The organism is Streptomyces sp. NPDC014656 (assembly GCF_043084305.1).
In the GTDB taxonomy this organism is placed as follows: Bacteria; Actinomycetota; Actinomycetes; order Streptomycetales; family Streptomycetaceae; genus Streptomyces.
Map to the genome: position 1 here is coordinate 13,346 of NZ_JBIBZN010000023.1, position 14,135 is coordinate 27,480.

7 protein-coding genes are annotated in these 14,135 nt (G+C 74.8%); all 7 read left to right on the forward strand.

The window, feature by feature from the left end:
• The first annotated feature begins 442 nt into the window (after nt 1-442).
• The 7 genes from ACF1ED_RS34575 to xdhC all read left to right on the forward strand — a co-directional run bounded on the left by ACF1ED_RS34575 (nt 443) and on the right by xdhC (nt 14,048).
• A complete protein-coding gene (locus ACF1ED_RS34575) occupies nt 443-1,996 on the forward strand; it encodes a TIGR02677 family protein (protein WP_391767314.1) in 1,554 nt (517 codons plus the stop codon).
• Nucleotides 1,993-3,447 carry a TIGR02678 family protein gene (locus ACF1ED_RS34580; protein WP_391767315.1) on the forward strand — a complete coding sequence of 485 codons (1,455 nt, stop codon included), beginning with the start codon at nt 1,993-1,995 and terminating at the stop codon, nt 3,445-3,447. Before ACF1ED_RS34575 ends, ACF1ED_RS34580 begins: the two co-directional genes overlap by 4 nt.
• A complete protein-coding gene (locus tag ACF1ED_RS34585; protein ID WP_391767316.1) occupies nt 3,444-7,655 on the forward strand; it encodes a TIGR02680 family protein in 4,212 nt (1,403 codons plus the stop codon). Before ACF1ED_RS34580 ends, ACF1ED_RS34585 begins: the two co-directional genes overlap by 4 nt.
• A gap of 32 nt (nt 7,656-7,687) precedes the next feature.
• The gene (locus ACF1ED_RS34590) at nt 7,688-8,992 is read left to right on the forward strand and encodes a TIGR02679 family protein (protein WP_391767317.1); all 1,305 of its coding nucleotides are present in this window, start codon (nt 7,688-7,690) and stop codon (nt 8,990-8,992) included.
• A 385-nt stretch (nt 8,993-9,377) separates the two neighbouring features.
• Entirely contained in the window at nt 9,378-10,853 is a 1,476-nt protein-coding gene (locus ACF1ED_RS34595; protein WP_391767318.1) for a xanthine dehydrogenase small subunit, read from the forward strand.
• Nucleotides 10,850-13,234, forward strand: a complete 2,385-nt coding sequence (gene xdhB, locus ACF1ED_RS34600) for a xanthine dehydrogenase molybdopterin binding subunit (protein ID WP_391767319.1) — start codon at nt 10,850-10,852, stop codon at nt 13,232-13,234. The genes ACF1ED_RS34595 and xdhB overlap by 4 nt, the downstream gene beginning before the upstream one ends.
• Nucleotides 13,227-14,048 carry a xanthine dehydrogenase accessory protein XdhC gene (xdhC, locus tag ACF1ED_RS34605; protein ID WP_391767320.1) on the forward strand — a complete coding sequence of 274 codons (822 nt, stop codon included), beginning with the start codon at nt 13,227-13,229 and terminating at the stop codon, nt 14,046-14,048. Before xdhB ends, xdhC begins: the two co-directional genes overlap by 8 nt.
• Nucleotides 14,049-14,135 lie beyond the last annotated feature (87 nt).

The following is a 14,135-nucleotide window of genomic DNA, read 5'->3' on the forward strand; positions in this document are numbered from 1 at the left end:
GGATGGGGCCCGGCCATCCCTGCGGGCCGTCCGAGCCGGCGTACGGTCCCACGAGGCCGCACCCTCGCACGAGGCCGCTGTCTTTCACGAGACCGCCCCCCACGAGGCCGCCACCCCCGGTTCTGCCGACGGCTACGGCACGAACCGGCCGTCGATGACCTCCACGGGATGGCCGGCTTCTCCCGCGCGTGCGTCTCGGATCCGCCAACCGGATCCGCCAACCGGATCCACCCGCCCGCCGCACCCGTCATCCTGAACCTGTCGAAGCGCCGGCCCGACCGGCCGAGCGGCACGGCGCGCGTCTCCGGCAGGCGGGACGCGCAGAACCCCGCGCGCCTGCCCGCACGCACGCACGCCCGCACGCACGGAAGGAAGGAAGGCCGGAGCGGGCCCCGGCCATGACGGACACGCACCAGGACTCCGCAGGAGGGCACGACCGGAAATGCGCAGGATCCCACCGGACATGTTCCGGTTCACCACGGGGGAGAAGGCCGACCTGAACACGGCCGTCCTCGAAGCCTTCGGCGTGGCCGGCGAGCACCTGGAGACCGCGCTCGGGCTCGACGGAGTGCGCGAAGGGCTGCGCGCGGCGGGCTGGCTCGCGGACCTGACGGACGAGGACCTGCACGAGACGCTGAAACGGCTGGTGGGCTGGGAACTCCTCGACGTGGTCCACAACCACGCCGAGAACTACCGCACGGCCGCGGAGTACGAGCGGCGCAACCTCCAGTACTCGCTGACCCGGCGGGGCGAGGCCGCGCTCGCCGGAGTGCGGCACGCCCTGGAGGCACTGGCCTCGACGGGCGCGCTCCAGACCGCGGTGCTGGAGGCGATCGCCGACCGACTTGACGAACTCAGCGTCCTCTCCGGGGAGACCGCCTCGGCCGACCGCCGGATCTTCAGCACCCTGCGCGAACTGGAAGGCCACCTGGAGGCCCTGGTGGAGAACACCAAGGCCTTCAACGGCCAGCTCCAGCGGCTGCTCCGTGCCGAGGGCGCGGACCTGACGGTCTTCCGCGACGTCAAGGCCGCCACCGTCGCGTACCTCCAGGAGTTCCTGGTCGACCTCGACCGGCGTGGCGAGACGATCGCCGCCGCCGTCGCACGCGTGGAGGCGCGCGGCGTCGCGGCCCTGCGCGAGCGTGCCCTGCGCGGCGCGGAGCTGCCCCCGGTGGCCGGGGCGGACCCCGCGGCGGCCTGGCTGGAGAGCCGGCGGGCGCGCTGGGCGGGTCTGCGGGCCTGGTTCCTGCCGGACGACGGGGCCCGCCCCCGCATCGAGCAGCTGCACGACATCGCCCGCCGGGCCATCGTCTCCCTCCTGCAGGTCCTGGAGCGGATCAACGAGTCCCGGCGCCGCTCCTCCAGCGCCGTCCAGGACTTCCGGGAACTCGCCCGCTGGTTCGCGGCGGCTCCCGCCGAGGACGACCTGCACCGGCTGTGGTCGGCCGCCTTCGGGCTCGGCCCGGCCCGGCACGCCCACCTCGCCCACCCGGACCCGGAGCTGATCCCCTCGTCCCACTCCTGGTCCGAGGCGCCGCCGGTCGAGGTGTCGGCCCTGCTGAGGACCAAGGGACGCACCGAGCGCTTCACGCGTACGGGCAAGGTGCGCGACGTCGCGACGGTCCGTGCCGGCCGGGCCGAGCGTGCCCGCGCGCAGCGCGCGGAACTCGCGCGTGCCTGGCGGGAGCTGGAGACGGACGGCCCCGTGCGCCTGTCCTCCTTCGGCACCCTCGACCCCGCCGTCCTCGACCGCCTCCTGGACCTGCTGGGCCGGGCGCTGGCCGCCGGGCCAGACGCGAGCGGCCTGCGCCGCGCCACCACCGGCGACGGCCGCGTCGAAATCGTCCTGTCACCGCCTCCCGACGCGCGCACCGCCGTCCTGCGCACCGCGAAGGGCACGCTGGCGGGCCCGGACCACCTCGTCCACATCACCGCCGTCGGCGGAACGGCCGCGTTCCCGGCCGTCCGCACCCCCGCGCGGGAGGCTACGGGATGAGCACCCTCGCCAACCAGCTGGCCTCCGCCGAACGGGAGGAGGTCGCCCGCGCCATCCGCGTCCTGCTGGCCTCCCCCCTGCTCACCGAGGCCGCGGACCCGGCCGGTTTCGAGCTCGTCCGCCGCCGCCGCGATCCGCTGGCCCGCTGGTTCGACCACACCTGCGGCTGGCACCTCGTCGTGGAGCCGCGCCGCGGCTACGCCCGCCTCGCCAAGATCCGTGCCGACCCCGACGGTTCCCGTCCCGCCCGCAGGGCGCGCGCCGGCCGGGCCCCGTTCGACCGGCGGCGCTACGTCCTGCTCTGCGTCACCGCGGCCGAGCTGCTGTCGATGCCGATGACGACGATCGGCATGCTCGCCGACCGGGTCGTCCAGGCCACGGCGGCCGACCCGGCGCTGCCGGGCTTCGACCCGGTCCACCGCCCGGAGCGGGCCGCCTTCGTCGACGTCCTGAAACTCCTGGAGTCGTACGACGTGCTGCGGGTGATGGACGGGGCGACCGAGGCGTACGTCGCCTCCGCGGACGCGAAGGTCCTCTACCGCGTGGACAACACGCTGCTGATGAGGCTGCCTACCGCTCCCGTCGGCGCCTCCCGGCTCGCCGTGCCCCTGGAGGAGGTGCCCGCCCGGTTCGACGAACTGATCCGCGGGCTGGTGCGGGAGCGCCGCTACGGCGGCACGACCTCCGACCCGTACGTCCACACCGAAAACGGCACGGGTACGGGGACGAGTACGGGCACCAGCACCAGCACCGGCACTGGTACCGGCATCAGCCCCGGCACCGATGCCGACCCCCACGCCAACCCCGACCCCTACCCCGCCCCCAGCACGGCCACCGACACCGAAACCGAAACCGAGACCGCCACCACCGACGCGCAGCGCAACCTGCGCCTGCGCCACTCGGTGCTGCGCCGGCTCTTCGACGACCCCGTCCTGTACCGCGACGACCTCACCGCCGACGAGCTCGCCTACGTGACCTCGCTCACCGGCCGCCAGATCCTGCGCCGCTCCGTCGAACAGGCCGGCTTCCTCCTGGAGGAACGGGCCGAGGGCTACCTCCTCGTCGACCCGGACGCCGTCGCCACCGACGTCCGCTTCCCCGACGACAGCTCCACCACCCGCGTCGCGGCCCTGCTCCTCCTCGAACCGCTGTGCGCCGCGCCCGCGGGCATGCTGCCCGAGCAGCTGGCCGAGGCCGGCGCGGAGCTGCTGCGCCGCTTCCCGGGCTGGGCCAAGGCCTACCAGTCGCAGGACGGCGCGACCCGGCTGGCGGACGACGCCGTCCGGATCCTGCGCGACACCGGCCTGGTCCGCGACACCCGGGGCCGCGTCGTCGCCCGCCCGGCCGCGTACCGCTACCGCCTGGCCCGGACGACGAGCACGGGGCCGTACACCGGACCGGAAGACACGACGGCCCCCGGCGGCGACGCCACGGAAGGAGACACGCGGTGAGCGTGACCGAGTTCCCCCTCCAGCGACGGCCCGAGGAGACCGCCGGCCCGGCCCCGCACGCCGACCCGGCCCCGCACGCCGTACCGTCTCCGCACGCCGCCCCCGGCCGCTGGCGGCCCCACCGCGCCGGCATCCTCAACGTCTGGCGCTACTACGACGAGACCTTCACCTTCCACCAGGGGCGCCTGCTGCTGCGCGGCCAGAACGGCACCGGCAAGTCCAAGGCCCTGGAACTCCTCCTCCCCTTCCTCTTCGACGCCAGCCTGCGCCCCAACCGCCTCTCCACCTTCGGCGGTTCGGAGCGCACCATGCACTGGAACCTGATGGGCGCGGGCGCCTCCGGCAAGACCCGCGTGGGGTACGTGTGGATGGAGTTCCGCCGGGTCGGCGAGGACGGCGCCGAGCGGTGGTTCGGCTGCGGAGCCCGCCTGCACGCCAGCATGCACACCACCACGGCCCACGCCGACTACTTCACCACCCGCTCCCGGATCGCCCACCCCGACGGCGTCCCGCTCGTCAACGAGGCGGGCCAGCCGCTGACCAGGGCCGCCCTCGCGGAGGCCCTGGGCGACCACGGCGAGGTGCACGCCTCGCCCGCCGACCACCGCACCGCCGTGCGGCGCGAACTCTTCGGAGGCATGGGCGAGCAGCGGTACGACTCCCTGCTCTCCGCCCTGCTCCAGCTGCGCCAGCCCAAGCTCTCCGAACGGCTCGACCCGTCCCTGCTGTCCACCCTCCTCTCCCGCGCCCTGCCCCCGCTCGGCGAAGGGGAGATCGCCGAACTCGCCGAGGGCTTCGAGCGCCTGGACCGGCAGCGCGACCACCTCGACCGGCTCGACGCCGAGGTGGCGGCGGCCGGCACCGTCGCCTCCCGCCAGCGCGCCTACGCCCGCCGGGTGCTCCGGGCCGGCGCGGCCGCGCTGATCTCCGCCACCACGGAGATGGACGACCTCACCCGGGCCGCCCGCGAGAGCGCCGCCGGACTCGACACGGCGCTCGCCGAGCGCGCCTCGGCCCAGAAGGACCGCGACGGACTGGAGCTGCGGGCCCACACCCTGGACGAGACCGTCGAAGGGCTCCGGGAGAGCGACGCGTACCGGCAGGGAGAGGAACTCGACCGCCTCCGGCGCCGCACCGGCGAACTGCGGGCGGCCGCCCGCGACCGGCACGCCACCGCCCGGTCCGCCGGGGCCCGGGCCGCGGCGGACCGCGTCCAGGCCGACGAGGCCGCGCGGGACGCCCGCGTCCTCGACGAGCACGCGCGCGAAGCCGCCGGAGAGGCGCACCGGGCGGCGCGGGCGGCGGGCCTGGAATCCCTCCACCACGAGGTGCGCACCCTCCTCGACACGGACGCCGCCGACGCCCCGCGGCCCGGCACGGACGGCCGGACACCCGCTGCCCGCACGGCGGGAGAGGCCGACGCCCCGCGGCCCGGCACGGACGGCCAGGCGCCCCCCGCCCGTACGGCGGAGGCCGGGGCCCGCCGGGCCCGCCCACTGCTCCGGGGCGCCGTCACCGCCCGCAGGGAGCAGGTCGCCCTCGTCCTCGGGGCGATCGACGAGCACGACCGGGCGGTACGCGACCGGGGCGCGGCCGAGGAGCAGCTGGACGAGGCCCGCACCCGGCTCGCGGAAGCGAGGGCCCACCGGGACGAGACGGCCGGCGCCTGGGACGGTGCCGTCACCGCCCAGGGGGAGCGGCTCCGGGCCTGGGCCGAAGGCTGTACGGAGCTCCGCGTCGCCGACCCCGCCGAGCTCGCGGCCCGCGCGGCCGACGAGGCCGGCGTGCGGGCCCTGGCCGACGCCGCGGCCCGCCCGGCCGAGCAGGAGATCGCCACGGCGCGGGCCGACGTCCGCGCCGCGCGCCGGGCCCTGGAGACGGAACGGGACGGGTTCGCCGGGCGGCTGCGGCGGCTCAGCCGCGAGACCGACCTCCCGCCGGTCCCGCCGCCCACGCGCACCACGGCCCGGACACCGCTGGCGGGGGCGCCCCTGTGGCGGCTGGTGGCCTTCCGTGACGGCGTCCCCGTCCCCGTACAGGCGGCGGTGGAAGCCGCGTTGGAGGCCTCGGGCCTGCTCGACGCCTGGGTCGGCGCGTCCGAGGGGATCACCCTGCCCGGCCACGACACCCGCGTCGAGGCCGCCCTCGCCACGCCCCTCCAGGGCCCCAGCCTCCTCGAAGTGCTGCGGCCCGAGGAGGACATCCCCGTTCCGGCCGACACCGTGACCCGCGTCCTCGCCGGCATCGCGTACGGCACCACCCTGCCCGGAGGCCACCCCGCGGCCGTCTCCGCCGAAGGCGCCTGGCGCCTCGCACCGGCCACCGGCACCTGGAGCAAGCCGGAACCCGCCCACATCGGCACGCTCGCACGGGAGCGGGCGCGCCGGCGCGCGATCGCCGAACTGGACGCGCGCCTGGACGAGACGGACACCGCGCTGGCCGGGCGCGACGACCGGCTGCGCGACCTCGACGCCCGCGCCGCCCGGCTGGAGGCCGACCGGGCCGCACGGCCCGACCACCGGGAGCTCGACGCCCGCCGGCGGGAGTGGGACCGGGCCGAGGAGAAGGTGGCCGCCCGCGACGACGCCGTACGCTACGCGACCGGGCACCTGGCCGGGCGCGAGGCCGAGGTGGCGGCCGCCCTGCGCACCATGAGCCGCCGGGCCGCCGAGCACGGCCTGCCCACCGACCGCGCCCGGCTGCGCGCACTCGCCTCCGACGTCGACGACTTCCGCGACCTCGCCGACACCTGGATCTACGCCCGGCTCACCGCCGCGACCGCCGCCGACCGCGCCCGGCAGGCGGCCGCGCAGGCCGAGCGGTCACGCGCCACCGCCGACGAGCGGGCCGCGGACGCGGCCGCCGCCGAGGCGGACGCGGCCGGGGCGGCGGCCCGCCTGCAAGCGGTGGAGGCGACCGTGGGGGAGGACTACCGGCAGATCGTCGCCCGCGTCACGGCCGCCCGCGCCGAACGGGACCGCTGCCGCGCCGAAGCCCGCCGGCTCACCGGACACCTGGTGGACCTGGAAGGCCGCATCGGAGAACTCCGCGCCACCAGCGGCCAGGACACCGAGCGGCGCGAGCGGGCCGTCACGACCCGGGACGCCGCCGCGCACCGCTTCCGCCACCTGTGCCTGATCGGCCTCGCCGAAGACGCCGGCCTCGCCCCCGGACCCGACGCCGGCGACGGCACCAAGGCCACCCTGGAGGCGGCCCGTGCCACGGCGGCCCGGTGGCCCGGCGTCCCCCACGCCCCGCACCACCTCGGCGACGCCGCGACACGCCTGTCCGAAGCCGTCCACGACGCCCGGGGCAAGCTCGGCGTCCGCGCCGACCTGGACCTGGAACCCGACGACGACATCCAGCTCTTCACCGCCACCCTCGACGGGACGCGGGTCGGGGCGGCGGGCCTGCTCACCGCGCTCACCGAGGAACGCGACCGCAGCCGCGACGACATCAGCTCCTCCGAGCGGCGCCTCTTCGACCAGATCCTCACCGGCGACATCCGCCGCCACCTCGCGGCCCGCATCCGCCGCGCCGGCGAACTCGTCGACCGCATGAACGGACACCTGGAGCGCGTCCGCACCGCCTCCAAGGTCGCGGTCCAGCTGGTCTGGGACGTCCGGCCCGACCTCCCCGAAGGCACCCGCACCGCCCGCGGACTCCTCCTGAAGGACCCCGGCAGGGTCACCGAGTCCGACCGGCGGGCCCTGCACGACTTCTTCCGCGCCCGCATCGAGGAGGCCAAGGGCAGCGACACGGCGGCGAGCTGGGAGGAACACCTCGCCGAGGTGCTGGACTACACGGCCTGGCACCGCTTCACCGTCCGCCTCGACCGCTCCGCCGGAACCGACTGGCAGCCGCTGACCAAGAAGCTGCACGGCGCCCTCTCCGGCGGCGAGAAGGCCATCGCCCTCCACCTGCCCCTCTTCGCCGCCGTCGCCGCCCACTACGAGGACGTCCCCCTGGCTCCCCGCCCCATCCTCCTCGACGAGGTCTTCGTCGGCGTCGACACCGTCAACCGAGGCCAGGTCTTCGCGCTGCTCGCCGCCCTCGACCTGGACCTCATGATCACCTCCGACCACGAGTGGGCCACCTACGGCGAACTGCCCGGCATCGCCGTCCACCAGCTCCTCACCGACGGCGACGACGACGCCGTCACCAGCGCCCGCTTCGTCTGGAACGGCACCGGAATGGAGGAAGGGTGACCCCGCCGGAACCGCACCAGGACGGAGGAAGGGTGACCCCGCACGACCACCCCGCACCGGCCGCGTCGATCCTCGACCGCCCCGGACTGCGCCCCCTGTGGGAGGCACTGCACACCCGCCTGTCCTCCGGCCGCCCCGTCACCCGCGTGCGCCTCGGCCCGCTCGACGACCCCCAGCGCGAGGCCCTCGCCGACCTCCTCGGCATGGACCGCCTCCCGGACCCCCGGCCCACCGTCGCCCTCGCCCACCTGGAAGAGGCCGTCACCGAACTCACCGGCCACACGGTACGAGAGCTGGTCACCCGGCTCGTCGGCCCGCTCGGCGACCGCGCCGGCGAGCGCCGCCTCCACCACGACGAACGCGCCGGACTATGGGCCTGGCTCGCCGGCCACGACACGGTGCGGGCCCAGCCGGCACTCGCCGACTGGGCCGCCGCCTGCCGCACCGCCGGCCTCGTCGGCGGCTCGACCGAACGCACCCGCACGCTGCTCGACCACGCCCTCACGGTCCTCGCCGCGCTCCCCGGCCGGGCCGAACCCCTCCCCGTCCTCGCCGCCCGCACCCTGAACGGCCACTCCCACGCCCTCGACGACGGCACCCCCCTCTCCACCCTCGTCCTGCGCGCCCTCGCCACCCTCTACGACACCGAACCGCCGCAGTCCGCCGCCCAGCGGCGCGCCCTGTGGACCCGCGCGGGCGTCGCCGACGACGACCTGTCCGCCACCGTCCTCGCCGCCGGCCTGCGCCCGGCCGGCGACGGCCTCCTCGCCCTCCTCACCACCACGTGCGCCGACGCCGGCCAGGCCGCCAGCCTGACCCTCGCCCACCTCCGCGCCCCCGGCGAACTCGCCCTGCCCGCCCCCCTCGTCGTCCACATCACGGAGAACCCCAGCATCCTGGCCCTGGCCCTCCGCCGCTTCGGCCCCCGCTGCCCGCCCCTCGTCTGCACCTCCGGCTGGCCCAACAGCGCGGCGATCCAGCTCCTGCGCCTCCTCGCGGACCACGGCGCCGCCCTCCGCTACCACGGCGACTTCGACGGCGAAGGCATCCGCATCGCCGCGCACGTCATGGCCAAGACACCGGCCCGCCCCTGGCGCATGACGGCCGCCGACTACCGCACGGCCGCCGCCCGCCACCCCCACGCCCCCCACCCCGGCCGCGTCACCCCGGCCCCCTGGGACGGCGAACTCGCCCGAGCCATGGAGGACCACGCCACCGCCGTGGTCGAGGAACTGGTCGCCGACACCCTCCTGGAGGACCTCGCACGACACACGAAGCGGAACGACGCGCCCGGCCACGCCCCCACCCCCGAGCCGACAGCGGTGGCCGGCCCGTGACGGACGGCGTCGGAACCTGCTCAGGTCCTGGGACGGTCCTTGACCGATGGGCCGGAGGGAACGTACTTTCGTCCGCGCCGACTCGTGACCGGAAGGGGTGAGGTCGGATGTCCATCTTCTCCGACCTGAATCGCCTCACCCGCCAGAGCGCCTGGGTTCCGGGCCGCGTAGCGCACGGCTGCTGAGTTGGCACATCCCGGAGCGCCCTTTTCGGCCCCGGTTCCCCTCTTTTTCTGATACCCCCGTTTTCTGACATCCCTGTGGCGTGCCGTCGTGCGGATACCGGCGCGCGCCCCGGGAGGTCTTCCCTCTGTGTGCCGAACAGAAGGTCTGATATGGCGACCCGTACGAGCAGTCTCCCCATGCGCCGAGACGAGAAGAAGTCATGAGCCGAGCGCACGTCACCATCAACGGGAAAAGTTTCCCGATCGCTCCCGCCGTGCCCCACCTGACGGTGCTCGACTTCCTGCGTGAGCGCGGTCTCACCGGTACCAAGGAGGGCTGTGCCGAAGGCGAATGCGGTGCCTGTTCGGTGCTGGTCGCCAGGCCCGGAGTGAAGAAGCCCACCGACTGGGTCGCGGTCAACGCCTGTCTGGTGCCGGTCGCGGCGCTCGACGGCCAAGAGGTCGTCACGGCCGAGGGCCTCGCCACGCCCGGCGAGGACGGCACGCCGCCCGCCCTGCACCCGGTGCAGGAGGAGATGGCGGTCCGCGGCGGCTCCCAGTGCGGCTACTGCACCCCGGGGTTCGTCTGCAGCATGGCGTCGGAGTACTACCGGCCCGACCGCCGCGCGCACGGGGGCACGGACGCGGACGCCGCCGACCGGGCCGGCACGGAGCACGGCTCCAACGGCTTCGACCTGCACGCGCTGAGCGGAAACCTCTGCCGCTGCACGGGCTACCGGCCGATCCGTGACGCGGCCTTCGCCCTCGGCGGGCCCGCCGAGGACGATCCCTTCGCGCGGCGCCGCGACCAGGAGCCGCCCGAGCCCGTCGCCACCGAATACACCCGGGACGGCAGCACGTTCCGGCGGCCCCCCACCCTGGCCGACGCCCTGCGGGTGCTGCGCGAGCGGCCCGACGCGGTACCGGTGTCCGGCAGCACCGACTTCGGCGTCGAGGTGAACATCCGCTCCCGCCGCGAGAGTTACGTGGTGGCCGTCGACCGGCTCCCGGAACTCCGCGAACTGCGCGCCGAGCCCGACCGCGTCGAGATCGGCGCGGCACTGACGCTCACCGAGATCGAGCGCCGCCTCGACGGCGAGGTCCCACTGCTCGCCGAACTGTTCCCGCAGTTCGCCTCCCGCCTCATCCGCAACAGCGCCACCCTCGGAGGCAACCTCGGCACCGGCTCCCCGATCGGCGACAGCCCGCCGGCACTGCTCGCGCTCGACGCGTCGCTCCTGCTCGCCGACGCCGACGGCGAGCGCGAGGTCCCCCTCGCCGAGTACTTCACCGGCTACCGGCAGAGCGTGCGACGCCCCGGCGAGCTGATCCGCGCCGTGCGGATCCCGCTGCCCCTGTCGCCCGTCACGGCCTTCCACAAGATCGCCAAGCGGCGCTTCGACGACATCTCCAGCGTCGCGGTCGCCTTCGCGCTCGACGTCGAGGACGGCACCGTCCGCAAGGCACGCATCGGCCTGGGCGGCGTGGCCGCCACCCCGATCCGCGCCCACGCCACCGAGGCCGCCCTGGAGGGCAGGCCGTGGACGGCGCGGACCGTCGAGGCCGCGGCCCGCGAACTGCGCTCCGAGGGCACGCCGATGGACGACCACCGCGCCAGCGCCCTCTACCGCGCCGCCATGCTCGGCCAGAGCCTGAAGAAGCTGTATGCCCAGAACACCGAGGCGGTGTCGTCATGAGTCATCTGTCCGAGCGCCCCGAGCAGCCCGTCGTCGGCGTGTCCATGCCGCACGAGAGCGCCCACCTGCACGTCACCGGTGCCGCGCTCTACACCGACGACCTGGTCCACCGGACCAAGGACGTCCTGCACGCCCACCCGGTCCAGGTCATGAAGGCGCACGGCCGGATCACCGCGCTGCGCACCGGGCCCGCGCTCGCCGTGCCGGGCGTGGTCCGCGTGCTGACCGGAGCCGACGTCCCCGGCGTCAACGACGCCGGCATGAAGCACGACGAGCCGCTCTTCCCCGACGAGGTCATGTTCCACGGCCACGCGGTGGCCTGGGTGCTCGGTGAGACGCTGGAGGCGGCCCGGCTCGGCGCGGCCGCCGTCGAGGTGGACCTCGAAGAGCTGCCCTCGCTGGTGACCCTGCGGGAGGCGGTCGAGGCCGGGAGCTTCCACGGCGCCCGGCCCCTGATGGAGACCGGCGACATCGACGCCGGCTTCGCCGACTCCGAGCACGTGATCACCGGCGAGTTCGAGTTCTCCGGCCAGGAGCACTTCTATCTGGAGACCCACGCGGCACTGGCCCAGATCGACGAGAACGGCCAGGTGTTCATCCAGAGCAGCACCCAGCACCCGTCGGAGACGCAGGAGATCGTCTCGCACGTGCTCGGCGTGCCCGCGCACGAGGTGACGGTGCAGTGCCTGCGGATGGGCGGCGGCTTCGGCGGCAAGGAGATGCAGCCCCACGGCTTCGCCGCCATCGCCGCGCTCGGCGCCAAGCTCACCGGCCGCCCCGTCCGCTTCCGGTTCAACCGGACCCAGGACATGACCATGTCCGGCAAGCGGCACGGATTCCACGCCGCGTGGAAGATCGGATTCGACGCCGAGGGCCGCATCCAGGCCCTCGACGCCACGCTCACCGCGGACGGCGGCTGGAGCCTGGACCTGTCCGAGCCGGTGCTCGCCCGCGCCCTGTGCCACATCGACAACACGTACTGGATCCCCCACGTGCGCGTCGCCGGCCGCATCGTGAAGACCAACACGGTCTCCAACACCGCCTTCCGCGGCTTCGGCGGACCCCAGGGCATGCTCGTCATCGAGGACATCCTCGGCCGCTGCGCACCGCGGCTCGCCCTGGACCCCATGGAGCTGCGGGAGCGCAACTTCTACCGGCCGGGCCAGGGGCAGACGACGCCGTACGGCCAGCCGGTCACCCAGGCCGAGCGGATCTCCACCGTCTGGCACCAGGTCCGGAACGACGCGGGCATCGCCGACCGCAAGCGCGAGATCGAGGCCTTCAACGCCGCGCACCCGCACACCAAGCGGGCGATCGCGATGACCGGCATCAAGTTCGGCATCTCGTTCAACCTCACCGCCTTCAACCAGGGCGGCGCGCTGGTGCTGATCTACAAGGACGGCTCCGTCCTGATCAACCACGGCGGCACCGAGATGGGCCAGGGCCTGCACACCAAGATGATGCAGGTGGCGGCGACCACGCTGGGCATCCCGCTGCACAGGGTGCGGCTCGCCCCGACGCGCACCGACAAGGTGCCCAACACCTCCGCCACCGCGGCCAGCGCCGGCACGGACCTCAACGGCGGGGCGATCAAGAACGCCTGCGAGCAGCTGCGCGAACGCCTCCTCCGGGTGGCCGCCACCCGGCTGGGCGTCAACGCCTCCGACGTACGCGTCGTCGACGGCGTCGCGCGCGCCCTCGGCAGCGACGAGGAGCTCGCCTGGGACGACCTGGTGCGCACCGCGTACTTCCAGCGCGTGCAGCTGTCGGCGGCCGGCTACTACCGGACCGAGGGCCTCCACTGGGACGCGAAGTCCTTCCGGGGCTCCCCGTTCAAGTACTTCGCGCACGGCGCCGCCGCGACCGAGGTGGAGGTGGACGGTTTCACCGGCGCGTACCGCGTGCGGCGGGTCGACATCGTGCACGACGTCGGCGACAGCCTCTCCCCGATGATCGACATCGGCCAGGTCGAGGGCGGTTTCGTCCAGGGCGCGGGCTGGCTGACGCTGGAGGACCTGCGCTGGGACACCGGCGACGGACCGGACCGCGGCCGGCTGCTGACCCAGGCGGCGAGCACCTACAAGCTGCCCAGCTTCTCCGAGATGCCGGAGGAGTTCAACGTCAGGCTGCTGGAGAACGCCACCGAGGAAGGCGCGGTGTACGGCTCCAAGGCCGTCGGCGAGCCCCCGCTCATGCTGGCGTTCTCGGTGCGGGAGGCGCTGAGGCAGGCCGCCGCGGCCTTCGGGCCGGCCGGCGTCAGCGTCGACCTCGCCTGTCCGGCGACGCCGGAGGCGGTGTACTGGGCCGTCGAAGCCGCCCGTGCGAGCGGGGCGCGGGGGAGCGGGCCCCGCACGGAAGCACGCGCGTCGAGTCATGCCTGACACGACCTGGATCGCCGCGGTCGCGCGGTTGCGGGCACGCCGGGAACCCGGCGTGCTCGTGACCGTCGCGACCGTGCGCGGTCACGCACCCCGCAAGGCCGGCGCCAAGCTCGTCGTGGGCCGCACCGGGACGTGGGGCTCCGTCGGCGGCGGCAACATCGAGGCCGTCGCGATCGACCGGGCCCGCGAGCTGATCGAGAAGCCCGGCGCGGAGCCGGAGCTGATGGAGTTCGCCCTGAACGACAAGGTCACCGGCCGGCACGGGGTGCAGTGCTGCGGCGGCGCCGTCTCCGTCTTCCTCGAACCGCTGCCGGTGGTCCCGGCGGTGGCGGTCTTCGGCATCGGGCACGTCGGCCTGGAACTGGCCCGGATCCTGGCCCGCCACGACATCGACCTGCATCTGACGGACAGCCGTGCCGACATGCTCGCGGGGGAACGCCTCGACGTGCTCACGGCGGACGCGGTCGCGCGGATCGAGGTGCACCACGCCCCGCTCCTCCCGGAGGAGGTGCTCGAAGAGCTGGCACCCGGCACCCACGTCCTGATCATGACTCATGACCACGCCGAGGACGCCGCGCTCTGCGACGCCGCCCTGCGGATCCCGGCCCTCGGCTCGATCGGTCTGATCGGCTCGGCCGCCAAGTGGGCGCGTTTCCGCCGGCGGCTGGCCGACGAGGGCTGCCACGACGCCGCCACCATCGACCGGATCAGGACTCCGGTCGGACTCCCCGAGATCACCGGAAAGGAACCCGCCACGATCGCGGTCGGCATCGCCGCGGACCTCCTTCTGGCCTTCCAGGGGGAAGACCGCTGAGGGGCCTTGACCTCGGACCTCGGCTCTCGGACCTCGGATCCCGGACCTCGGATCCCGGACCTCGGATCTTGGATCCCGGCTCTCGGA